Source organism: Parasediminibacterium sp. HNIBRBA5674, assembly GCF_056745525.1.
Map to the genome: position 1 here is coordinate 64699 of NZ_JBQWIE010000016.1, position 23495 is coordinate 88193.

At 36.0% G+C, this 23495-nt stretch carries 20 protein-coding genes and 1 tRNA gene; 7 read left to right on the forward strand and 14 right to left on the reverse strand.

All coding sequences use genetic code 11. From position 1 onward, the window contains the following. Positions 1-9 precede the first annotated feature (9 nt). Positions 10-1293, forward strand: coding sequence for a BamG family beta-barrel-assembly machinery protein (gene bamG, locus ACT9TX_RS09740; protein WP_481338094.1), 1284 nt, complete (start codon positions 10-12; stop codon positions 1291-1293). A 72-nt stretch (positions 1294-1365) separates the two neighbouring features. Here bamG and ACT9TX_RS09745 read toward each other — a convergent pair whose 3' ends face one another. The 7 genes from ACT9TX_RS09745 to ACT9TX_RS09775 form a co-directional block, all read right to left on the reverse strand. Continuing rightward, positions 1366-1767, reverse strand: a complete 402-nt coding sequence (locus tag ACT9TX_RS09745; protein WP_481338095.1) for an arsenate reductase ArsC — start codon at positions 1765-1767, stop codon at positions 1366-1368. Positions 1768-1951: 184 nt separating this feature from the next. Next, on the reverse strand, positions 1952-2587 hold the full coding sequence (locus tag ACT9TX_RS09750; protein WP_481338096.1) for an MIP/aquaporin family protein: 636 nt from the start codon (positions 2585-2587) through the stop codon (positions 1952-1954). Between the two features lie 12 nt (positions 2588-2599). Next, a complete protein-coding gene (locus ACT9TX_RS09755) occupies positions 2600-3442 on the reverse strand; it encodes an arsenite methyltransferase (protein WP_481338097.1) in 843 nt (280 codons plus the stop codon). A gap of 34 nt (positions 3443-3476) precedes the next feature. Then, positions 3477-3809 (reverse strand): ArsR/SmtB family transcription factor, encoded by a 333-nt coding sequence (locus ACT9TX_RS09760; protein WP_481338098.1) that lies wholly within the window; start codon positions 3807-3809, stop codon positions 3477-3479. A 122-nt stretch (positions 3810-3931) separates the two neighbouring features. Further along, positions 3932-5722 (reverse strand): AMP-dependent synthetase/ligase, encoded by a 1791-nt coding sequence (locus tag ACT9TX_RS09765; protein WP_481338099.1) that lies wholly within the window; start codon positions 5720-5722, stop codon positions 3932-3934. Positions 5723-5866: 144 nt separating this feature from the next. Further along, positions 5867-6955, reverse strand: coding sequence for a mannose-1-phosphate guanylyltransferase (locus ACT9TX_RS09770; RefSeq protein WP_481338100.1), 1089 nt, complete (start codon positions 6953-6955; stop codon positions 5867-5869). Positions 6956-7099: 144 nt separating this feature from the next. Then, positions 7100-8062: a KpsF/GutQ family sugar-phosphate isomerase gene (locus tag ACT9TX_RS09775; protein WP_481338101.1), complete on the reverse strand. Its 963-nt coding sequence runs from the start codon at positions 8060-8062 to the stop codon at positions 7100-7102. A 118-nt stretch (positions 8063-8180) separates the two neighbouring features. Here ACT9TX_RS09775 and hflX point away from each other — a divergent pair, with 118 nt between their 5' ends. The 4 genes from hflX to ACT9TX_RS09795 all read left to right on the forward strand — a co-directional run bounded on the left by hflX (position 8181) and on the right by ACT9TX_RS09795 (position 10258). Next, a complete protein-coding gene (gene hflX, locus ACT9TX_RS09780; protein WP_481338102.1) occupies positions 8181-9365 on the forward strand; it encodes a GTPase HflX in 1185 nt (394 codons plus the stop codon). Positions 9366-9376: 11 nt separating this feature from the next. Next, complete coding sequence (locus ACT9TX_RS09785; protein WP_481338103.1) at positions 9377-9733, forward strand: Rieske (2Fe-2S) protein; 357 nt, start codon at positions 9377-9379, stop codon at positions 9731-9733. 55 nt (positions 9734-9788) lie between these two features. Beyond that, positions 9789-9862 (forward strand) — tRNA-Asn (locus ACT9TX_RS09790). 54 nt (positions 9863-9916) lie between these two features. Then, positions 9917-10258, forward strand: coding sequence for a DUF6370 family protein (locus ACT9TX_RS09795; protein ID WP_481338104.1), 342 nt, complete (start codon positions 9917-9919; stop codon positions 10256-10258). Between the two features lie 5 nt (positions 10259-10263). On the opposite strand, the gene ACT9TX_RS09800 is transcribed toward ACT9TX_RS09795, so the two are convergent. From ACT9TX_RS09800 to ACT9TX_RS09820, 5 genes are all read right to left on the reverse strand, one after another. Continuing rightward, the gene (locus ACT9TX_RS09800) at positions 10264-11787 is read right to left on the reverse strand and encodes a response regulator (protein ID WP_481338105.1); all 1524 of its coding nucleotides are present in this window, start codon (positions 11785-11787) and stop codon (positions 10264-10266) included. 1 nt (position 11788) lies between these two features. Then, the gene (locus ACT9TX_RS09805) at positions 11789-12937 is read right to left on the reverse strand and encodes an FIST signal transduction protein (RefSeq protein WP_481338106.1); all 1149 of its coding nucleotides are present in this window, start codon (positions 12935-12937) and stop codon (positions 11789-11791) included. A 21-nt stretch (positions 12938-12958) separates the two neighbouring features. Next, a complete protein-coding gene (locus tag ACT9TX_RS09810) occupies positions 12959-17233 on the reverse strand; it encodes a PAS domain S-box protein (protein WP_481338107.1) in 4275 nt (1424 codons plus the stop codon). Positions 17234-17240: 7 nt separating this feature from the next. After that, on the reverse strand, positions 17241-17783 hold the full coding sequence (locus ACT9TX_RS09815; RefSeq protein WP_481338108.1) for a heme NO-binding domain-containing protein: 543 nt from the start codon (positions 17781-17783) through the stop codon (positions 17241-17243). A gap of 158 nt (positions 17784-17941) precedes the next feature. Beyond that, a complete protein-coding gene (locus tag ACT9TX_RS09820; protein WP_481338109.1) occupies positions 17942-19291 on the reverse strand; it encodes a sigma-54-dependent transcriptional regulator in 1350 nt (449 codons plus the stop codon). Positions 19292-19997: 706 nt separating this feature from the next. On the opposite strand from ACT9TX_RS09820, the gene ACT9TX_RS09825 reads away from it, so the two are divergent. Further along, a complete protein-coding gene (locus ACT9TX_RS09825; protein WP_481338110.1) occupies positions 19998-20792 on the forward strand; it encodes a TIGR00266 family protein in 795 nt (264 codons plus the stop codon). 94 nt (positions 20793-20886) lie between these two features. Here the strand turns inward: ACT9TX_RS09825 and ACT9TX_RS09830 are convergent, their stop codons facing one another. Then, on the reverse strand, positions 20887-21675 hold the full coding sequence (locus ACT9TX_RS09830; protein ID WP_481338111.1) for an amidohydrolase: 789 nt from the start codon (positions 21673-21675) through the stop codon (positions 20887-20889). A 1-nt stretch (position 21676) separates the two neighbouring features. Then, on the reverse strand, positions 21677-22177 hold the full coding sequence (locus tag ACT9TX_RS09835; RefSeq protein ID WP_481338112.1) for a regulatory protein RecX: 501 nt from the start codon (positions 22175-22177) through the stop codon (positions 21677-21679). A gap of 134 nt (positions 22178-22311) precedes the next feature. Here ACT9TX_RS09835 and dnaN point away from each other — a divergent pair, with 134 nt between their 5' ends. Then, on the forward strand, positions 22312-23427 hold the full coding sequence (gene dnaN / locus ACT9TX_RS09840; protein ID WP_481338113.1) for a DNA polymerase III subunit beta: 1116 nt from the start codon (positions 22312-22314) through the stop codon (positions 23425-23427). Positions 23428-23495 lie beyond the last annotated feature (68 nt).

Below are 23495 nucleotides of genomic sequence, written 5' to 3' on the forward strand. Positions count from 1 at the left end.
AAAGAACACATGAAAATTAACATACTAACTGGTTTATTTGTTTCTTGCTTAATAGGTAGCAGCCATATTTCTGCTCAAAATAATGCCTCACCATATTCAATAGTAGGCATAGGCGATATTGAAAAAAGTAGTTTTGACAGAACAAGTGGTATGGGCCACGCTGGTGTAGCATTATCACCAGATGCTACGAACCGTTTCTTATACCATGCCAATCCTGCATCGTACAGTGGTATGCAAGACAAGTTTTTTAACTTTGAAGCTACTGCACGTTACAAAGCTGTTAGCTATTCTGGAACGCCTATTGGCAATGCTTCTGCTAGTCAATCATCAGATTTACAGTTTAAGAAACTAGTTGTAGCCATTAAAATTAAACCAAGATGGGGCGCTGCTATTGGCTTGTTACCGTTTAGCACCTCTAATTATTCTTTTTATAGTACTAAAACAATTATTGGCTCTACCACAATAGTACCTACTTATAATGAGGGTACAGGTAGCACCAACCAGTTTTTTATTGCTAATAGCTATAAAATTAATAAGCATCTTTCTGTAGGCTTGCACACTGCTTATATTTTTGGCCAATTAGACCAAAAGGAAACACTATTAAGTGGTGTTAGCGATAGTACCTTAACAACCGAGAGAAACTTACTATTAGGTAGCTTTTATTTTAAAGGCGGCTTACAGTTTCAAACAAAAGTTGGTAAAAACTTACAATTACTTGCAGGTGCTACTGGCTCTTTAAAAACAGCTTTAAAAGCCAATAACCAATTAAAAGTAACAGATGGTACAACCGCTTTATTGAGCGATAATCATTACAAAGACACTTACTTTAACTTACCGCTTTCTTACACTGGTGGTATTGCTGCAAAAATTAAAGATAAATACACCATAGCTGCTGATTACAATTTTCAAAGTTGGGATGGCGCAAACCCAAATGCTTATAATTACAAGTTAGTAAACAGCAGCAGATATTCATTGGGTTTTGAGTATTCTAAGAAAATCAGTTTTAGAGATTATCAAGGTAATATTTTGAGTGCTGAGAAATACTTTATGCAAGCAGGTGTATTTTATACTGATTCTTATTTGAAAATTTATGGTAAACAAATAAATGAATATGGTATTACACTTGGTGGTGGCTTTAATACCGTAAAAAGTAACTTAGGCTTACAACTGGGTTTGGAAATTGGTAGAAGAGGCACAACAGATGTTGGCTTGGTAAAAGAAGTGTACACGCAGTTTCATGCAACATTTGTATATAGAGACTTTTGGCGTGTTAAAATTAAACGCTACAACTAGTAGTCGTCTTATCGATAGTATTAAAAAAGCAACCCAAACGGGTTGCTTTTTTGTTTTAAAGAAGAGATGTTATTACTCAGCTTCTAGTTCAGCTATTAAGCCTTTCACTTTGCCTTCAATATAATCTCTTACTTCATTAAATTCATGTGGGTCCATGTGTTTTGGATCTGGAATTACCCAATCAATAAAGCGTTTTGCAGGCATCCAAGGGCAAGCATCACCACAGCCCATAGTTACTACTGCATCAAAAGGTGCGTAGGCTTTTACTTCATCGAGGCTTTTGCTGTCGTGGGTACTCAAGTCATAGCCAAGTTCTTTCATAGCTGCAATGGCTTTAGGATTAACAATACCACTTGGTTTGCTACCTGCGCTGTAAGCTTCAAATTTGTCGCCGCCATTAATAATGGCAAATGCTTGGCTCATTTGGCTGCGATTGCTGTTTTCGATGCAAACGAATAATAGTTTCTTTTTCATGTTTTGGTTTTTATCACATAGGCACAAAGGCACATAGTGTTTTATGGTTAAATGATTGTTGTGTTGCTAAAACTTGGTGTTTTGCGTGAGGGATTGCAGTGGATAGCCCACAGCTACCGCAGGTAGCGAGGACTAGGAACGGAAAGCCCGACCTGCCCAAGCAGGGCACGCCACAATTACCTCTTTATCGCAATAACTTATTAAAGCCTACAGCGGCAAGCATGCCGCTTGTAGGACCTACAATGTATAGCCATAAACTAGATAGATTACCTGATAGCAAAGCCGGTGTTAATGAACGAACCGGGTTCATACTGGCACCGCAAATTGGGCCAGCAAACATGGCTTCTAACAATACCACCGAGCCAATAGCAATGCCTGCAAATAAGCCTTGTTCTTTAGAGCCTTTGGCCACTTTTAAAATCACAATCATTAACAGAAAACTGAGAACGATTTCTAAGATAAGTGATTGCATGGCATCGTTTCGAGGCAGTGTAGCACCAAGAAACACAGATGTAGGAAATAAATACTTGAGTAAACTGGTAGCAGTAATGGCGCCAATAAATTGGCTTGCTAAATACGGCAACACTTCTTTTAGCGGGAAGTTTTTGTTTACTGTAAATGCAATAGTAACCGCAGGGTTAAAATGCGCCCCTGAGGTTTCGCCCAAAGCATAAATTAACGACATGACTATTAAGCCCCAAGTAATGGCAACGCCTACATGCGTTACGCTGCCATTGGTTGTTTCGTCTATAATCATAGCACCTGTACCACAAAACATCATGATAAAAGTGCCAATGAATTCAGAATAGTATTTCTTCATGATTTAAAATAATTAACAGCAACCACTGCCAGGTATGCAACAGCTAGCGCTTGGTTTTTCTGCGTAAACGGTGATACTAAAAATGCCGATGTTTCCTGATTTAAAAGCTAGTATTTCATCTGCACTTAAATAGTTTATCAATATATCGTCTGGTATTACTATGGCTTTTTCTTTTTGTAAAGTAATGTTGGTAAAACCATTGGCTTCAATTAATTCTAAATATACTTGCTTTTGAATAGCACCTGCCACACAGCCTGCATACATTTCTGCATCGTGGCGCAAAGCTTCTGGTAAAGTACCTACTAACACTACATCTGAAATACTAAAATGACCACCCGGTTTTAATACTCTAAAAATCTCTTTAAACACACCGTCTTTATTGGGCACAAGATTAAGCACACAGTTGCTTACAATTACATCAGCCACATTGGCTGCAACAGGCATGTGTTCTATATCGCCTTGACGAAACTCTACATTATTAAAGCCCAACGTTTCTGCATTGTTACGGGCTTTTTCTATCATGGCAGGTGTAAAATCTATACCAATTACCTTGCCTGTAGCACCTGTTTCGGCACGAGCAATGAACGCATCGTTACCTGCACCGCTGCCTAAATCTATTACTACATTACCTGGTTGTATTTTGGCAAATTGTGTTGGTAAGCCACAGCCTAAACCAAGGTCTGCTTCTGCATTGTAGCCATCTAGTTGTGTGTAATCATCGCTCATAATGTTGTACACTTCTGTACTACAGCCACCTGCGCCACAGCAAGACACTTGGTTGGTTGCTTTACTTTGCAAAGCTATTTCGCTGTATTTCTGACGAACGAGGTCTTTTAATTCGCTATCTGTTTGCATAATTGAAAGTTTTATTGGTAGAAAATGATTGGTATTAACAGCAAGATTGCTTGCCTGTTTCTAATGTGCTGAAAAGTGCGGTAAACTGTTGCTTAAAAGCATTAAAAGCGGCCCAGTTAATGCAATAGCAACTTTTAGGACCATCAATAGTACCCTGAATTAAGCCCGCTTCTTTTAATGCTTTTAAATGTTGGCTTACGGTGGCTTGTGCCAATGGTAGTACTTCTACAATCTCGCCACAAATGCAGGCATTTTTAGCGGCCAATATTTTTAAAATGGCAATGCGTGCAGGATGACCAAATACTTTGGCAAATGCAGCCAAATCTTGTTCCTCTTGTGTAAATTCTGCTGACTTATCAATTGACATGTTTGGTTCATCGGTTTTTTACGATAAAGCAAATGTAAGGGGCTTGGTGAAATATCATCGTATTTTTACGATAAATATTTTTATAAAAAAGCCTCGCTATGAAAACGAGGCTTATAAACAGACTAATCTTTATAAATGTTTTCTATTGCGGCGGCGCATTTTTCCATTACCACCTTTCTTTTTAGGCTTAGTTTTGGTGTCATTTCACCGGTTTCAACGCTCCATTCTTTATCAAGTAGCTCAAATTTTTTTACTTGTTCTACATGGTTAAAATGATGGTTTAATTCTTCAATAATAGACTGGTATTTTTCTAAAACTGCAGGTTGTTTTATAGCTTCTGCATTAGTGGTAAATGGTAAGTGCTTATGTTGCATCCAAGCTTTTAAGTGCGTAAATGACGGAACAATTAATGCTCCTACAAACTTACGTTCGCTACCTACAATCATTATTTGCTCTACAAATGGGCTTTCTTTAAACTTGTTTTCAATAGGCTGAGGTGCTACATATTTGCCGCCACTTGTTTTAAACAGTTCTTTCTTTCTATCGGTAATTTTTAAAAATTTATTATCTACCCACACACCTATATCGCCTGTGTGTAACCAGCCATCTATAACAGTTTCTGCAGTTAAATCAGGACGTTTAAAATAACCTTCCATTACACTTGGTCCAGCTACTAAAATCTCACCATCTTCAGCCAACTTTACTTGAATACCTTCTATTGGTGGGCCTACTGTACCAAATTTAGTACCGCCTTTGGTTTTACGGTTCACACATATTACAGGGCTATTTTCAGTAGGGCCATAACCTTCATACACAGGTATTTGCCCTGCATTAAATATGCGTAGCAGTTTTACCTGACAAGCCGCACCACCAGTAACAATAAAGCGAATATTACCGCCTAAAGCTTCACGCCATTTTTTAAAAATAAGTTTATTAGCTATGGCAAGTTGTAAGTTGTACCAAGGGCCACCATCTTCAAGATTATCGTATTTTTCAGCTACACTTACCGCCCAGTAAAACAAAGCTTTTTTAATGCCTGTTAATTGACTGCCTGTAGTCATTATTTTTTCAAAAACCTTCTCAAGCAAGCGAGGCACGGTGGTAAAACCATCAGGTTTAATTTCTTTTAAATTATCGCCAATGGTTTCTAAACTTTCTGCGTAGTAAATACTTATACCGCTAAACAGATAGATATAAGTAACCATTTTCTCGAAAATATGATTAAGCGGCAAAAAGCTAAGCACTTTGCTTTCTGGTGCATCTTCAAATGGAAAACTATCTTTACTATGTTTTACATTGCTAGAAATATTGTTGTGGCTAAGCATTACACCTTTAGGAACACCAGTAGTGCCAGATGTGTAAATAATAGTAGCAATTTGCGATGTAGGAATGCTTGCTTTTAAGCTAGTTGCTTGTTGCAAAGAAGCGTCATTTGCAGATGCTGTAATATCGCTCCAGTGCTTACAACCTTCAATTTTATCGAAGCTATAAATGCCTTGTATAGACGCTACTTTTGGTGCAACAGCTTCTATTTTAGTGAGCATTTCTTGGCTGCTTACAAATACATATTTTACCTGCGCATCGTTGAATATGAACTCAATTTCATTAGGATTAGTAGTTGGGTAAATAGGTACTAAAATAACCCCAATTTGCTGCGCGGCTAAATCAGTAAAAACCCATTCTGGCCTGTTGTTGCTAATGATCGCAATTTTATCGCTGCCTTCAGCCGTCATATCTCTACCACTAAGGCCAAGGTTGAGCATGCCAGCACTAAAATTATTCACAATGTCTTGTACTTGTTGGGTGCTGTAGGTAATCCATTGGCCATTTTGCTTGGCACCAAACATATCTGTTTTAGGAAATTTTCGTAGCTGCAAGTCTATGCAATCAAACAAACGCATTCTCTCATTCATGGCACAACCGTTTATAATCGTTAGGGGTAAAAACAAAAATATCTCGATGAAGGTTCAAGATATAGGTAAAAATAGACAAGATTCAAGAAACAAGCAAAATAGTGCCTGTAACTTGAATCTTGTAACTACAACTTTAAGATTGTTTTATAAATATTTATCGCCTTTAGCTCTTTTTACTTCGGCTACATATTCTTTAATGGCTTGTTCTTTTTCTTTTTTGCAAATCATTAAAGCATCTTTTGTATCAATTACTACAAAATCGTCTAAACCTTGTAATACCAATAGCTTGTCAGAAGGCGCACTAATCATACATTTTGTAGCGTCAATAATAATGGTATTATCGCTAGCAATAGCGTTGCCCAATGCATCTTTTTCAAGGTTATCGTATGCGCTTGTCCAGGTACCTAAATCGCTCCAGCCGAATGATGAAGGAATAACATACACGTTTTGTGCTTTTTCCATTAATGCCACGTCTATTGCTACATTTTTACACAAAGGATAAATGCGTTCAATTGCTTCTTTTTCGTTTGGTGTATTTAGGTTGTCTTTTTCAGCATCAAACAATTCAAATGTATCAGTATCGTATTTTTCAAATGCTTCAACTACATCAGCAGCTTTCCAAATAAAGATGCCGCCGTTCCATAAAAAGTCGCCACTTTCTAAGAAGCTTTTAGCAATTTCAAGGCTAGGTTTTTCAGTAAAAGTTTTTACTTTAAAAATACCATCACCAGCATCGTTTTGTTGATCAAATTGAATGTAACCGTAACCAGTATTTGGGTAAGTTGGTTGAATACCAAGTGTTACAAATGCGTTGTTGTTATCTACAAAATTTAGCGCCTTTAACGAGATGCTTCTAAAAGTATCTGTATCCATAATCATGTGGTCGCTTGGTGCCACTATTAAAGATGCAAGTGGGTTTTGCTGCTTTAATTTAAAAGCAATGTAAGCCACACATGGTGCAGTATTTTTTCTGCTTGGTTCAGCTATAATATTTTCTTTAGGAATATCTGGTAATTGCTCTTCGCAAATATGACTGTATTCAGCAGCGGTTACTACGTAAATATTTTCTTTAGGAATAAATGCAGCGTAGCGCTCAAAAGTCCATTGAATTAAACTTTTGCCAGTGTTTAAAATGTCTAGAAACTGTTTAGGGTAGCCTACACGGCTTTGTGGCCAAAAACGACTGCCAATACCGCCAGCCATAATGGCTACATAGTGATTCGGGTTATTCATAATGCTCATTAGGTTTTATAAAATCAAATATAATGGATGTATGGTTGTTAAAGAATTTTATTAAAATTGATAAAGAGAAGATAACAAAAACGCTTTTTGTCTGCTATTTATTGTTCATTATCTGCAAAATACACATAGGCGTATTTACATAATACCTTCTTTTATTAAGTCGTGTAAATGTAAAACTCCCAAGTAATTACCATTTTCAACTACAAGCAATTGGCTAATGTCGTGCAATGCAAAAACCTCTAACGCATCTACAGCCATAATATTGGGTGCAATAGTCTTAGGATTTTCGCTAAGGATGTCATTAGCAGTAATATTATCGTAGCTAGCGCTGCGCTCAAGCATACGTCTTAAATCACCATCGGTAACAATGCCTTTAATAATATTGTTAGCATCTACCACAGCTGTAACGCCAAGGCGCTTTTGGGTAATTTCTAAAATCACTTCTTTTAGCGTAGCAGTAGGCAATACTTTTGGCGCAGGATTATGTGTGTAAATGTCACTCACTTTTAAGTATAGCCTTTTACCCAAATTACCACCAGGATGATATTTTGCAAAATCATCACCTCTAAAACCTTTTAATTCCATCAAGCATACAGCTAACGCATCACCCATTACCATTTGCGCTGTAGTACTTGTAGTTGGTGCTAAATTATTAGGACAGGCTTCTTTATCGATAGTGGTATTGATGATGAAATTTGATTGCGTAGCCAAGTAGCTTTTTACATTGCCCACCATACCAATAAGTGTATTGTTAAAGCTTTTTATTAGCGGTACAAGTGTTTTAATTTCTGCGCTTTCGCCGCTTTTACTTATTAGCAAAACCATATCATCGGCTTGAATCATACCAAGGTCGCCATGAATAGCGTCGGCAGCATGCATAAACAAGGCTGGCGTGCCTGTAGAGTTAAGTGTGGCTACAATTTTTTGCGCTACAATGGCACTTTTACCAATACCACTTACCACCAAGCGACCCTTACATTGGTAAATAATATCTACCACCTTTTCAAAATCTGCATCTATAAAATTGCCCAAAGCTGCGATGGCTTTTGCTTCTACAGCGATGGTTTGTTTGGCGGTTTGTGCTATATCCAAGTTCATGTATTGTAAAGGTAAGTGGCGCAAATGTAAAATGTTGCTGTGATACCATTACTGATATGTGTGGGTGAATACGATACAAGACGGCAAAACCAACTACTTTTGTACAAATTATTATTAGTTGATAGAGAAACAGAAAATAAAGGACGAAGAACGTGCCGTACTGGTAGGCTTGGTGCAAAAAGACCAAACACCCGAGCAAGTAGAGGAATACTTAGATGAATTGGCTTTTTTGGCAGAAACTGCTGGCGCAAAAACCGTAAAGCGATTTACTCAAAAAATGCTACGCCCAGATAGCAAAACCTTTGTGGGTAAAGGCAAGCTAGAAGAAATTAAAAATTATTTGCAAGGCAAAAACATTGGCTTGGTTGTGTTTGATGATGAGTTAACCGGATCGCAAATTATTAATATTGAAACCGAGCTTAAAACCAAAACCCTCGATAGAAGCGATTTGATTTTAGACATATTTGCCCGCAGGGCGAGAACAGCACAGTCTAAAGTACAAGTGGAGCTAGCACAATACCAATACATTTTACCACGCTTAAAAGGTATGTGGAAGCACTTAGAAAGACAAGGTGGTGGTATTGGTAGCAGAGGGCCAGGTGAAACTGAAATTGAAACGGATAGACGTATTGTAAAAGATAAAATCTCGTTGCTGCGTAAGCGTCTACAAGAAATTGATAAGCAATCGTTTACACAACGCAAAGAGCGTGGCGAGTTTATTCGTGTGGCTTTGGTAGGCTATACCAACGTAGGTAAAAGCACCTTGATGACGTTGCTGAGTAAAAGCGAAGTTTTTGCAGAGAATAAATTGTTTGCAACGCTAGATACCACTACTAGAAAAGTGGTATTTGAAAACACGCCTTTTTTACTGAGCGATACGGTTGGATTTATTAGAAAACTACCGCACCACTTGGTAGAAAGTTTTAAAAGTACGTTAGATGAAGTGCGTGAAGCTGATATTTTGTTGCACGTGGTAGATACATCGCACATAAAATACGAGGAGCAAATAGGTGTTGTAAATAAAACGCTGCAAGACTTAAAAGCGTTTGAAAAGCCGATACTGACCATTTTTAATAAAATGGATTTGTACGAGCAGAAGTATTTTGACGAATGGCTAGACGATAGTGTGAAAGAGCAATTACGCCGCGAACTAAAAGAGCGTTGGGAAGAAGAAACCAATAATAACTGCGTATTTATATCTGCCATAGAACGCCAAAACATTGATTTGTTACGTGAAACCATCATGGAAAAAGTGAGAGAAATGTATGGTATTAGATACCCTTACAAAACCATTCACTTTTAGTAGTAACCTGTATGGGCGATAAAAAAATAACTTGGTACAAAATTGCTGAAAATGAAAGCGCTATTACATTTCAAGCAAATGGTATGTGCGTGGTAGAAGCTGATGGCAAAAAAATATCATTAGCCCAATATCAAAATGAGCTATTTGCTTTTGCGTTCAAATGCCCACATGCAAGTGGTATTATGGCCGATGGTTTTATCGATGCGCTTGGCAATTCAGTTTGCCCATTGCATAGATATAAGTTTAGCCTTAAAAATGGCAGAAATGTAACTGGCGAAGGCTTTTTTTTAAAAACCTATCCCATAAAAAATACTGAAGAGGGCGTGTTCATAGGCTTTGAAGAAAAAAGTTTCTTCAATTTTTTATAAAAAATTTTGTCAAAATAAATTATCCCCTATTTTTGCAACCCCAAACAGGGAAAATTCTTCCTTAGCTCAGTTGGTTAGAGCATCTGACTGTTAATCAGAGGGTCGTTGGTTCAAGTCCAACAGGGAGAGCGAAAAAGCACTAGAAATAGTGCTTTCTTTGTTTTTAGCCACTATCTTCAATACATGAAAGCGTTAGTAATTGGGTTTTGTGTTCTATTTATTACCACAACATCAATTTTTGCGCAGCAAACGCCAAAGAAAACACTGCTATTTGATAATAACAAACCTACCTATACACTAGATGCAAGTTGCGGTACTTGTATGTTTAAAATGAAAGGCAAAGATTGTAAACTAGCTGTTAAGTACAACGATACTTGCTACTATGTATCAGTCACTGATATTGATAACCATGGTGATGCACACAGTAAAGAAGGCTTTTGCAACGCAATAAGAAAAGCTAAAGTGCAGGGCACTGTAAAGGATGGAAAATTTGCCGTAACTTTTTTTGGATTATTGAAACCTTAATTGGTTTATAGTACCAAGTGGCGCTTTAGTTTTAAGTAAAAATCGTTAGGGTTAAAAGGTTTGGTTACATAGTCTTGCATGCCTACTGCCAGTACTTTTTCTCTTACATTGGTTGTTGCAGATGCAGTAAGAGCAATAATAGGTATGGCATTGTTAAACTCTCTAATTTTTACGGTAGCTGTATAACCATCCATCACTGGCATTTGTAAGTCCATTAGTACTAAATCGTAACTATTTTGTTGCAGTTTTTCTGTTGCCAAAAGTCCATTTTCTGCAACTTCAATAGCAGCATTCCAGCTTTCTAGTAATTGTGTGGCAAAAAGGATATTAAACTGTGTATCTTCTACTAGTAATATGCGCTTACCTTTTAAATCAAAGTCTATTACATCTTCTGCAGCTATCGTATTTTGATCTATTTCTGCAATTTTTAGTTGTAAGGTAAAGTAAAATGTAGAGCCGCTACCAGGTTGTGAGCTTACATGAATATCTGAATGCAAAAGACCTAAAATGCGTTTTGTAATAGCCAATCCTAAGCCCGTACCTCCATATTTTCTAGTGATAGAAGTAGACGCTTGCATAAAAGGCATAAAAATGCTGTTCAGTTTGTCTATCGCTATGCCTACACCAGAGTCTTTTATTGCAAAATCTATTTCTGCAAGTTTGTTAGGCAGTAGTTTGTTCAACTTAGCACTAACTGTGATGGTACCTTTTTGGGTAAATTTTACAGCATTTGAAATAAGATTATTAAACACTTGGCCTAGCCTTAAACCATCACCAATATAGTGTTGAGGTAGGTTGTTATCAATGTCTAGAATAATTTGATTCTCTCTCTCGTCGGCTGCATTTTTATTGCCAGTGATAATATCGCCAATAATTTTTTTAATACTAAATACAGATTCTTCTAGTTCTAGTTTTCCAGATTCTATTTTATTAAAGTCAAGAATATCGTTAATTAATACGAGTAGGTGATCGGCTGAGGTTTTAAGTGCTGTTAAGTTGGCAATTTGATCTTCTCGTGGGTTATTTTTTAGCAGTAAATGCCCCATACCAATAACCGCATTTAGCGGTGTTCGTATTTCGTGGCTCATGATTGATAAAAACTCAGACTTGGCTTGGCTAGCTAGTTCGGCTTCATCTTTTGCCAATAATAATTGACTTTCTACCTCTTTACGTTTGGTAATTTCATCGTTTAGTAAATCTACTATTTGCAGTAAATCATCGTCTTGATGAATAAATGCATTGTTTGCCTTGGTGGATATATTATTTAATGCGTCTTTTAGTTTTTTTATGAAAATATTTTTAAGCTCAAACTCTTCCTTAAGCTTTTTATTTATTTCAGAAAAATCTTGCTGGCTAATGGTAAATGAATGGTCAGAAAGTTCTTTGTCTTTATCAAAAGCTTCATACGAGTCGCTTATTGCTTCAATGAAATGTAAAAATTGTTCATTAGCAAGTAACTCTGGGCTACCGTATTTTTTAAGTTGCCTTTGTACTAGTTTGTGGTATGGTTGGTTAGAGTTAGGCTGCATCTTATTCGTTAAAGGTTGTAATAGTCATAGTTTGGTTGTTCAGCTCGCATTTACTATGTGGATTGAGCGGCGAAATCTCTCCGTACGAATAGAAGCCAGTAATAATAGTTTCGTTGCCAAATATATCTTTTACGGTTTCAATTTCCTCATCTATACGCTTACTTAGTATCAACTTTCTACCAACACAACTTATAAGCAGTGCTAACTTGGGGTTAGCATTTAAAGCATTATCAAATTGTACCAACGTATTATTAGCAGCTTGATTGGCGGCATCAATAATTTTATCAAAGTTGGCTTTCATAAAGCGTACATAAGCACCTTCTGGTATATCGCCAGCAAATACCATTTCTTTTTCTAGATTATTTATGGATAAGATAGTGCGTACTAGGTAGCCTTCTTGCCCCTCTAAACGTACACAAAGTGGAAATAATAATGCAGATGCAGGTAATTCGTCGGCATATTTACCAAGGTACTTTTTGTATAAATCTAGTGCGCTACCATTATCTATTTCGTACAAGCGATTGGCTACTGAGCGTGTAACCTTTTTTTCTGGACCAAAAATTTCCCAGCCGCCCATAGAGCCGTGTGCTACTTTTAAATCGCTACCATAAAAACCAACGGCTACTACATTGCCTTCGGCTGGTGTTTGATTGTAACCTACCAACGTAGATATAAATCTTGCCGCATCACCTGCAAGGCCACCTGTTATGGGTATATTGCCATGGTTAATATCTTCTATCCCTCTTACTAGTTCGCTGCCATTTACCAAGCCACCATCAGATATTATCAATACATAAGACAAACCACCTAAAAAATTCAACTGATTAAATAAACGTTTACCAGCTTCAAAGCTATTTGGTTGGTCTTTTATATTAATGGAAATAGTTGTGAATTGCGTTTTTTCAAACTCTATTGCCACTACCGATACGGTATCGTCGTACACAGTATCATCGTAAATTTCGCCAGCGGTAGAGCAAAGCACGATATCTGATTGCGGATAATCTTGCAGTAACTGATTGTAAATAGTGTCGTCCTGCAGTAACATTTTACTGCCAAAGCCTAGCACAAGTTTTTTAGTATCGCTATTAAGCGCATCACCAGATTGGGGCATAAATTGCCCATTTTTAAACAGCTTTTGTGCTACTTTCATCTTGTAATAGTTTAGGTTTTACTACAAGTCAGGATATGCATTATGCATTTGGGCTACCACTTTTACAACTACATCTTGGCATAATTGCAGCTTTTGGGGCAAATCATCACTTGTTGATTTACCTTTTCCTACTGCTTCTATATCTCTTATAACTTGTTTTAACGAATCTATGGCTAAATTATCGATACTTGGTTTAATCTTATGTGCCAAAGCGCCCATTTTTTCTAACTCGTTGGCTGTAAATGCAGCATGCATATCTTGCATCATTTGTGGCGCTTGTTCACAAAAAATTGCTAGCATTTTTTTAATAAAAACCTCGTTACCGCCACTAATGGCGTTAAGGTTTGTGAGGTCGTATAAAAGCACATCGTTGTTATCGGGCATTACAATGTTAGTTTCTACAATTTGTGTAGTATTAGTGGCTACTTCTTTATCAAGCCACTTGGCTATTACTTTAAGCAAGTCTTCTTCTTTAAAAGGCTTAGGCACATAATCGTTCATACCAGATACAAAACACTTATCGTTTTCGCCTTTTATGGCATTAGCTGTTAACGCAATTATTGGTACATTATTGCCTTGCTTTCTAATGGTTTCTGTTGCTTCAAAACCATTTACAATAGGCATTTGAAGGTCCATCAATACTAAATCTGGCTTAACGCTATTTACCATTTCTATAGCTTCTGCACCATTAATTGCTTCAAAAATTTGTGTACCATAGTTTTCTAAAATAATAGATGCAACCAAACGATTCATATCGTTGTCATCAACTATCAATATTTTTTTATCGGCTAAAAAGTCCTTTTTAAACTCAACTATTTCTTTGATTTTTAAATCTGATTGTGTACCTCTTTTAAGTTCTAATTCAAATGTAACGGTGGTGCCAGTACCTTTTTTGCTTGTAGCGTATATTTTACCACCCATCAGTTCTACAAGATCTTTACAAATGCTCATACCTAAGCCAGTACCACCATATTTTCTACTTACCGATTCGTATTCTTGGCTAAACTTATCAAATAGCCTTTGTACAAATTCTTGATCCATACCTATGCCTGTATCGGTAATAGCTATTTGTATTAATTGAGATTGTTCATTGTTGCTAAGTACATATAATTTTACATCTATACCACCTTTTTCGGTAAACTTAATAGCATTGCTTATTAGATTAAGCATCACTTGGTTAAGCCTGTAAGGGTCGCCTATAAGTACTTTAGAAACTGAATCGTCAAAATACGAATTAGTAAGTTTTAAGCCTTTTTCATCTGCTTTATTAGCCAATACTTGCATGGCATTTAGTACAAATAAGTGCGGTTCAAAACCAATATTTTCAAAGCTTAGCTTGCCTGCTTCAATTTTCGATAAATCTAAAATGTCGTTTATTATTACCAATAAATTATCTGAAGCAGAGTTGATAGTATTTAAATAAAACTGTTGAGTAGAGTTTAGCGGTGTTTTGCCCAACTGGTTTGCCATACCCATAATGGCATTCATAGGTGTGCGTATTTCGTGGCTCATATTAGCCAAGAAATTTTGCTTGGTTTTAGCTAGTTCTTCGGTAATTTTTTTGGCTTTTTTTAGTTCTTTTTCGGCTAATACTCTATCTGTAATATCTACCGAAAAGCCGATTATATATGGTGGTTTACCTGGTTCTTCTTTTAAGAAATTGTTGTACAATGTGTAAATAACATTGCCATTTTTATTTATTACACGTAAAATGCCATTTGCTTGTTTTTCTTCAATTATTTTATTTAAGTAAACTGCTGTAAATAATTCTTTGTCTTCTGGCAGCATAAATTCTGTAATGCTATTGCCAATCATTTCTTCGTCAGTATACCCATATAGTTTACCTACCATAGGGTTTACGGTTAAAAATCTGCCTTGAAGGTCGTGAGTGGTTATAATAGCCATGCTATTATCTATCACATCTCTATAGCTTTTTTCGCTAAGCTCTATCTGGTTTTGAATGTTTTTAATATCAGTAATATCTACACCGTAACCTATTACAATTTTAACCTCACCATATTTATCCAATACTGGATACATGTTTCTCAATATATAAACCTTCAATCCGTCTGGCAACGTTCTCTCTTCTTCCCAGCTTTTTAGTTGTTTAGACTCTGTAACAGCGTTAAAAATAGCACGTCTGTCTTCTAGAATACTTTGCGGCAAATTTCTAAGCGCTATATAATCTTCATCTTTTTTGCCAATCATCCATTTACGCAGTTCTACATCTTTAATGGCTTTAGGATTTAGATATAAGTACTTGTGATTATTGTCAAATACAGCAATGTCAGAAGGAATATTGTCTAATATTTCTTCATAAAAAACGCGTTGCTCTTCAAGTTTTCTTTCTGTATTTAGCTTCTCTGTAATGTCGTTATATACCCAAAGACTACCTACAAACACACCTTGATTCCAAATAGGGATAAAATCTCTCACAAAGCATCTGCCATCAACAAGTTCAAGTTTATCGCCTGTAACTAGTTCTTTAGATTGATATATTCTGGCTATGCCTTCAATAAAATTTTCGGGATTTTTAAATAAATATTTTGAATTTTCTGCAGCTGTTACACAATTAACTCCAACAAGTTTTAATGGTTCTATTTGAATGCCAAACAACTCGCAAAAACGCTTATTTACAAGTTTAATATGTTTATCTTCACTTTCCAGTAGAACACCTGCTTGTAAATTGGTAATAAGCGACGACATACGGCTTGCCGATGCTTCTACCTCTTTTTCTATAGATTTTTTTGCCGTAATATCTGTATGGGTACCAATGATACGTAGTGGTTTTTTACTGTTGCTTTGTTCAATTACAACCCCTCTATCAAGCACCCATTTTGTAACCCCGTTTTTATCAATGACACGGTACTCAAGTGAGTGGTGGTCTATTTTGCCTTGGCGATATTGTTTGTCTGTATTTTGAACAATATGCTTGTCTTCAGGATGTACACAATTATACCACAGGTCTACATTATTCTTAAAGTCGTCAGACGAGTAACCAAGTAGGTCAAATTCTTTTTGTGAGAAATTAGTTTGGTTAGTGCTAAAATCGTGTTCCCACACATTGTCGCCCATTTTTTGAAGCGCTAGATTTAGTCGCTTGTCAAACTCTTTTAGTTTTTTATCTGCTTCTTTTTCCTTGGTAATGTCTTCTTCTATGGCAAAAAATTGAATTAATTGGCCTTTTGCATCAAATATTGGTTGCGAATTAATACGTAGCCAATACCCTTCACCAGTTTTTTTATAGTTATAAATTTCGCAGGTAAATGGCTGTGCATTGCGTACTTGCTCTCGTATGTAAAGCTTGGTATTTTTATCGGTTTCTGGACCCTGCAATATACTGCCTGGCGTTTTACCCTTTACCTCTTCTAGTGTGTAACCTGTATTATCATTAAATCCTTTATTTACCCATTCTATTCTGCCTAAAGCATCTGTAATTACTATGGCATTAGGTGTTTGTTGAATAATATATGATAGCTTATGTAGTTCTGCTTGGTCTTTTTTAAACTGTGTAATATCTCTACCATAAATATTAATATAACCTTCTTCTACCAATGGTTTGCAAATAAAGGAAAAGTCTTTTTCGCCCGATTTTATTTCAAAAGTCCATTCTTTATTATCGCCGCTAAATTTCTCAGATATATGTACAAAAAAATCTTTGTAGGTATAGTTTATACCATTTTCATTAAACGTGTTTAGTTGTTCGGCAGCAGGGTTTCTTGTTAATATATTGCCCTGTAAGTCTATTCGTATTAAAGGGTTGGGTGTAAGGCGAGAAAATAAAGCGATGTCATGTATTTCTTTATTAACCTTTTTAAGTTCATTTTTTTGCTTGTTTACCGTTTTTAATACTTGCTTTAAATCATCTGAAGTTATTTCTTGTGTTTTTAGCACGTGTAGCAAGTCTATCATTGGGTCGTGATAGGCAAAATCATCTAGGCTTAAATTATTTTCTAATACTTCTTCTATCGACCCAAACCAAGGCGAGCCTAAAAATAAGAGTTCATTTCTTTCTGCTAAGTGCTCAATTTGGCCGCGAAGTTTTATACGATTTTCGTTTAAACACTCTATTATAACTTGCTGACCAGCAATGTTTTTAAGTGACTGGAAACTTATTTCTATATCTGCTGGTCGCTTAATAATGCAGCTATCCGTTAAAGGTAGGTTTTGCTTATTTGGTAGTACTTTTTGTAAGGTAAGGCCATAGTCTACAATATTTAAACTTTGGCTTATGCGGATATAGAACGGGAATAACCTGTTAAACTGTTGTTTTTCAAAAAGGAATTGATTTGCCAAAATATAATTACCAAATTAGTTTAAAAATCTCGTGACCATCGCCCCCAATTTTCTCTTGCACTAATTCTATTTCCAATGGGGTGTTATACATTTTACCTAACCCCATTAGTAAACCTCGCACAAACTCTCTTAAACCAGCTCTTTTAGAAAAATAATGCACACACAATTGATGGTCTTGTATATCACTAATTCTAAACTCTGGTGGTGTTAATTTAGGATAAATCATCATTATCCTATTATGAAACACGGGCAAGTTAATCAAAAATTCTTTTAAATGCTTACCACCTGCTGCCATTAAACCACCATATTTTTCTTTTCCTATTTTCAATATCCACCACTCGCCAAATGCATTAAACACATCATCTATATGCATATTCATTTCTGCAGCTACCCCATTGGCCAATAAAAAAGTAATTTCATCGTCGTAAGGTTCGTTACTAATAAAAAAATCAATATCTACACCACTGCGGTCTTTAACGGCCTGCCATTTTTCTTCCCCAAAATTGGCAATCACCAAATCTTCTATTGCTTTGTTTACTATGCCGTACATATTAGGTAGATAATTTCTTATGAGATAATCCCATAGTAAATCATAAATTATACCTAAGTAAATACTGAACCAAATAACTGATAGTCAACTGTTTATAATCTGATACGACTTTCTTTTTTCCAAATTACGGAATTTTATTCCGTAATTTGGATTATAACTTAATGCTGAATATCACCATCTTGTATCATTTTGTAAATGGTACTCTTTCCTATATCTAGTTTTTTAGCCGTAGCAATCACATCGTTATTATTCTTTTTTAAATACAATTTAATAATATCTAGCGTGTATTCTCGTAAGGTTTTTTCTTCTGTTAAAAAATTCTCATCGTTTCTTGTTGCGTTAAAAGTAATATCATCTGCTACTATTTCATTGCCATCACACATTACAGCAGCAAGTTCTGCAATAGCTTTTAGCTCACGTATATTACCAGGAAAATTGTAGCGCAGTAATTTGTCTTTAGCGCTTTGTGCAATATTTATGTTGCCAAGTTTATTCTGTTTAGCAAAGTCGTCTAAAAAATGTTTAGCCAATATCAATACATCGTTACCACGTTCTCTTAATGGCGGCAAATCGATTGGTAAACCAATAATACGATAATATAAATCTTCTCTAAAATTACCTTTTTTTACTTCTTCTGCAAGGTTTTTATGCGTAGCTACTAGCAAGCGAATGTCAAGTTTTATTTTATCGTTACCGCCTATGCGTACCACTTCTCTTTCTTGTAATACACGTAGCAATTTACTTTGTACACTTAAGTCTAGTTCTGCTATTTCATCTAAAAAAATAGTACCGCCATTTGCTTCTTCAAATTTGCCTATTTTTCTAGTTATAGCACCTGTAAATGCACCTTTTTCGTACCCAAATAATTCGCTTTCTACCAGTTCTCTTGGTATGGCAGCCATATTTACGGGTACAAATGTTTTTTTCTTTCTATCACTATTATAATGTATGGCTTTGGCCACTACTTCTTTACCTGTCCCAGTTTCGCCAGTTATCGATACGTTGATATTTGTTTTAGATGCTTTTTCCATGATTCTGAAAATATTTTTCAGTGCATCGCTTTGGCCTATTAATGTTTTTTCAAACGAAAACTTTTGCCCCAATTCTTCTCGTAATTGTGCTACTTCTTTGCGAAGAGATTGGTTTTCTCTTATATGAATAATGCTTTTCCAAAGTAAGTCTTTGGTCGATTCGTCTTTTACCAAATAATCACTTACGCCCATTTTTAAAAGGTTCACAGCTACTGTAATATCTTCTTGCGAGCTAATGACAATTACTGGTACTTGCTTGTCTATTTCACGTATTTTTTGGTACAACTTATCGCCTTGCATATCTGGCAACGATATATCAATAGTTATCAAGTCTGGCTGTAGGTATAGTTTATTGAGGCAGTCTTTGGCCGTTTCAAAGCGAGTAATCTTATAATCGGGGTTAAGACTGATGTGGTATTGCAATAGCTCGCCATACCATTTATCGTCTTCAACCATAAAAATATTATAAGCACTCATAATTAAGCATGTTAGCAAAAATGGATAATGGTGTAAAGATTGTCCAAATTATAGAAATTATTTCCAAAAATTAGATATTTCTTGGCCCGTTAAAAATATTTTTTATTGATTATCAGCGACTTATATTTTGGCACTGCCTTTGGAAATTGATTGGCACGAAAGAAATTGAGAAAATGTAGAAAAAAGATTGATAAACAGACTAACGCCAAACCTTTTAAAAAATAAAATCCCTTTAAAAAAACAGACATTTTAAATCCTAATTAAAAAACAAAGAATTCAGCGTCCTAAGAAAATAAGATTACCAAATCCTATTAAAATCAAACTTAAGAGCTTAGAAAACAGTGGATGAGTGAAAAGATGGTATGTTTTGTTATTTAACAAAATATACACCCGCTAAAAGAAATACCCCTATTCTTTTAGCAGCCTAATAAAGTTGTTGTCGGGCAATTTAGCCCGACAATAACCTTATTAATCGCAAATTATTTTTTACCGAAATAGTTATCAACCTTACACTAGGATTACTCGGAAAAGAAATACCCCTTAACCCCCAGTTGTTTACGAACGACAACCATCTGCCCACGCGGATGGTTTTTTTATTTTAGGGCAAACCAATTTTCACAAAATCTTTATACATATTTATCCCATTTCTATTTGTGATACATGCTGAATAGTTATTTTTGAAATCACTAAAAACAAACAACTAACTATGATACAAAATCACGAAATAGATTACCGCATTTTGGGTGAAGAAATGCAGTATGTAGAAGTAGAACTAGATCCAAATGAAACCGCTGTTGCTGAGCCAGGTGCTTTTATGATGATGGATGATGGTATTCAAATGCAAACCATTTTTGGTGATGGCAGCAATCAGCAAGGTAGTGGCTTAATGGGCAAATTATTTAGCGCAGGTAAGCGTTTATTAACGGGTGAAAGCCTGTTTATGACAGCCTTTACCAATGTGTCTTATGGTAAAAAGCACGTCAGCTTTGCATCGCCTTACCCTGGTAAAATTATTCCATTGGATTTATACCGCCTTGGTGGTAGAATTACCTGCCAAAAAGATGCGTTTTTATGTGCGGCCAAAGGTGTAAGCGTAGGGATAGAATTTCAACGCAAACTTGGTACAGGCTTATTTGGTGGTGAAGGTTTTATTATGCAAAAGCTAGAAGGCGATGGTATGGCCTTTATGCATGCAGGTGGCCACGTGCACCAAAAAGAACTACAACCAGGCGAAATATTGAAGATAGATACAGGCTGTATAGTCGCATTTACACAAACAGTTAATTACGATATTCAGTTTGTAGGCGGTATTAAAAATACATTATTTGGTGGTGAAGGTGTATTTTTTGCAACACTACAAGGCCCTGGTACTGTATGGATTCAAAGCTTACCAATAAGCCGCCTTGCTAGCAGAATATTGCAATATGGCACAAGTACTAGAAAAGAAGAAGGTAGCGTACTTGGTGGCTTAGGCAATTTAATAGATGGTGACGGCTGGTAAAATATTATAGAACACGAATTCAAGCGAATTACACGAATTGCTTCCAAGATTAGTTGCCTATTCGTGCAATTCGCTTGAATTCGTGTTGTAAAAATCAAAGTATCTTAAACGCATCTGCATCTTTTAAAAAAGGAATACTCGCTCTTATTTTTTCTAGTGGTTCTTTATCAAGTGTAATGGTAAAAATGTCTTCATCATCAGCTTTGTGGTATAAAGTTTCGCCAAGCGCATTTACCACCATACTATCACCGCTGTGATAAATACCATTGCCATCTTTACCCACACGATTAACGCCTACAACATAACATTGATTTTCGATGGCTCTTGCTGATAGTAGCGTTTTCCATGCGTGACTTCTTTTTTCTGGCCAGTTGGCTACGTACAGTAAAATATCATATTCAGCAGCCTCGTCTTTATTAGCTTGCTGCCTTGCCCACACAGGAAAGCGCAAGTCGTAGCAAATCTGTAAGTTTATTTTAAAGCCTTTTACTTGTGCTATTAAACGTTTATTACCTGCTGTGTAATGGTTGTCTTCATTGGCATAGCCAAATAAATGGCGCTTGTTGTAATAGCCCATTTGTCCATTTGGCAACACCCAAATTAATCGATTATAATACCTGCCACTTTCTGCTATCATTAAGCTACCAGTAATAATTACACGTTTTTCTATAGCGATTTTTAGCATCCATCGCACTGCTTTACCATCCATGGTTTCGGCTAGTTTTTCTGGCAGCATACTAAAACCTGTACTAAACATTTCTGGTAGTACAATTACTTCAGTTTTGGTAGTAATGCTATTTATTTTTTGGGTAAATCGTTCAAGATTGGCATCTACATTTTCCCAAACCAAATCTGCTTGTATAATGGTGATGGTTAACGACATACTACTTGTTTTTAGAATTATCTCTTATTTTGCCAATAGCGGCTGCAATTAAATTGGGCTCAAAACCTCGCTGCATTAAAAAGCTAGTGGTTTTAGCTTGTCGGTTTAAGTATTGCTCGCTTTTAAGGCTAGCCCATTTTTTTACTGCCAATGCTTGTAAGGTAGCTAAATAATCAGTTTCATCAATGCTTTTTAGTGCTTTGGTAATGTTGTAGCTACTTACCTTATGCTGCTGCATTTCATATTTTATTTTTATGCGGCCCCATTGCTTTATCCTAAACCTACCACTTGCAAAAGCTATAGCATAGCGTTCTTCGTTCAGGTAATTTTCTTCTATTAGTTGCGATAAAAGTATCTCTACGTCTTTTTTGTATAAGCCTAAACTGTATAGTTTCTGCTGCGTTTCGTAATGGCTACGCTCTTGATAGCTACAAAAGTGTTTTAGTTTTTGTAAAGCTTGCTCTGGCGTTAAATTCTTTTTTTGTAACATGAGTTGTCTCAAAATTAATCTGTTTTCACAAAATCAATTCACACAATAACCACATTCTATCGTAAAATGAATTTGATAGCAATATCTATCTTAAGAATATTACCAAATTGCAGTACGTTTGTTGCCAACATAAAAATTGCTTTAGAATGAAGTTTATTGTTTCGTCATCATCGCTGTTAAAGCACTTACAACAAATTAATGGTGTTATTAATGCCAATACGGTGTTGCCTATTTTAGAAGATTTTCTATTTGATATTGAAGATAAAAAACTGAGTATCACAGCTACCGATTTAGAAACGGTAATGCGTGTGCAAATGGAAGTTGAAAGCAAAGCAGATGGTAAAGTTTGTATTCCTGCCAAAATTTTAATTGACAGTTTAAAAAATATTCCTGATCAGCCATTAACGTTTAACATTGATAAAAACTTTGCGGTAGAAATTACCAGCGATAATGGTAAGTACAAAGTGCCAGGCGAAAACCCAGACAATTTTCCTAAAGAGCCTGCAAGTGATGATACCACTGGTTTTACGATGAAAAGTACCGCCTTGGTTACAGCTATCAACAAAACACTATTTGCTGTAAGTAACGATGATTTGCGCCCAGCAATGACAGGTGTATTTTTCGAGCTAAGTAAAGATGGTGTTCAGTTTGTAGCTACCGATGCACACCGTTTAGTACGCTATAAACGCACTGATACATTTGCTACAAAAACCGATTCTTTCATCGTTCCTAAAAAGCCGTTGAACTTATTACGCAATGCTTTGCCAGATAATGATGATGAAATTACGGTAAGCTACAATAGCAATCACTTGTTTGTAAATCATGGTGATGTACAAATGATTTGTCGCTTAATTGATGCACGTTTTCCTGATTACAAAGTGGTAATTCCTGCTGATAATCCGTACAAACTAATAGTTACAAAAGCAGATTTTCAAAGTGCATTGCGCCGCGTAAGCATCTTTAGTAATAAAAGCACTAACCAAGTTGCACTAAGCATTACTGGTAGCGAATTGCAAATGGCAGCACAAGATGTTGACTTTAGCTTTGAAGGTAACGAACGTATGAATTGCCAATACGATGGTGAAGATTTACAAATAGCATTCAACGCGAAGTTTTTAATTGAAATGCTAAATGCAGCAGAAACTAGCGAAGTGAGATTAGAATTATCTACACCAACTAAAGCGGGTTTAATTAAACCAAGCGAACAAGCAGAAGGTGAAGATTTATTAATGCTAGTAATGCCGTTGATGTTGAATAATTAACGCAAGTTGCTAGTTATAAAATAAGTGAGCATCGAAAAGAGTTTAAAAGTTACCACACTCATCAAACT

Bases quoted from the DNA above. Each gene is read 5' to 3' on its own strand.
- bamG (WP_481338094.1), top strand. From the start codon at position 10: ATGAAAATTAACATACTAACTGGTTTATTTGTTTCTTGCTTAATAGGT.
- ACT9TX_RS09745 (WP_481338095.1), bottom strand. From the start codon at position 1,767: ATGAAAAAGAAACTATTATTCGTTTGCATCGAAAACAGCAATCGCAGC.
- ACT9TX_RS09750 (WP_481338096.1), bottom strand. From the start codon at position 2,587: ATGAAGAAATACTATTCTGAATTCATTGGCACTTTTATCATGATGTTT.
- ACT9TX_RS09755 (WP_481338097.1), bottom strand. From the start codon at position 3,442: ATGCAAACAGATAGCGAATTAAAAGACCTCGTTCGTCAGAAATACAGC.
- ACT9TX_RS09760 (WP_481338098.1), bottom strand. From the start codon at position 3,809: ATGTCAATTGATAAGTCAGCAGAATTTACACAAGAGGAACAAGATTTG.
- ACT9TX_RS09765 (WP_481338099.1), bottom strand. From the start codon at position 5,722: ATGAATGAGAGAATGCGTTTGTTTGATTGCATAGACTTGCAGCTACGA.
- ACT9TX_RS09770 (WP_481338100.1), bottom strand. From the start codon at position 6,955: ATGAATAACCCGAATCACTATGTAGCCATTATGGCTGGCGGTATTGGC.
- ACT9TX_RS09775 (WP_481338101.1), bottom strand. From the start codon at position 8,062: ATGAACTTGGATATAGCACAAACCGCCAAACAAACCATCGCTGTAGAA.
- ACT9TX_RS09785 (WP_481338103.1), top strand. From the start codon at position 9,377: ATGGGCGATAAAAAAATAACTTGGTACAAAATTGCTGAAAATGAAAGC.
- ACT9TX_RS09795 (WP_481338104.1), top strand. From the start codon at position 9,917: ATGAAAGCGTTAGTAATTGGGTTTTGTGTTCTATTTATTACCACAACA.
- ACT9TX_RS09800 (WP_481338105.1), bottom strand. From the start codon at position 11,787: ATGCAGCCTAACTCTAACCAACCATACCACAAACTAGTACAAAGGCAA.
- ACT9TX_RS09805 (WP_481338106.1), bottom strand. From the start codon at position 12,937: ATGAAAGTAGCACAAAAGCTGTTTAAAAATGGGCAATTTATGCCCCAA.
- ACT9TX_RS09815 (WP_481338108.1), bottom strand. From the start codon at position 17,783: ATGTACGGCATAGTAAACAAAGCAATAGAAGATTTGGTGATTGCCAAT.
- ACT9TX_RS09820 (WP_481338109.1), bottom strand. From the start codon at position 19,291: ATGAGTGCTTATAATATTTTTATGGTTGAAGACGATAAATGGTATGGC.
- ACT9TX_RS09825 (WP_481338110.1), top strand. From the start codon at position 19,998: ATGATACAAAATCACGAAATAGATTACCGCATTTTGGGTGAAGAAATG.
- ACT9TX_RS09830 (WP_481338111.1), bottom strand. From the start codon at position 21,675: ATGTCGTTAACCATCACCATTATACAAGCAGATTTGGTTTGGGAAAAT.
- dnaN (WP_481338113.1), top strand. From the start codon at position 22,312: ATGAAGTTTATTGTTTCGTCATCATCGCTGTTAAAGCACTTACAACAA.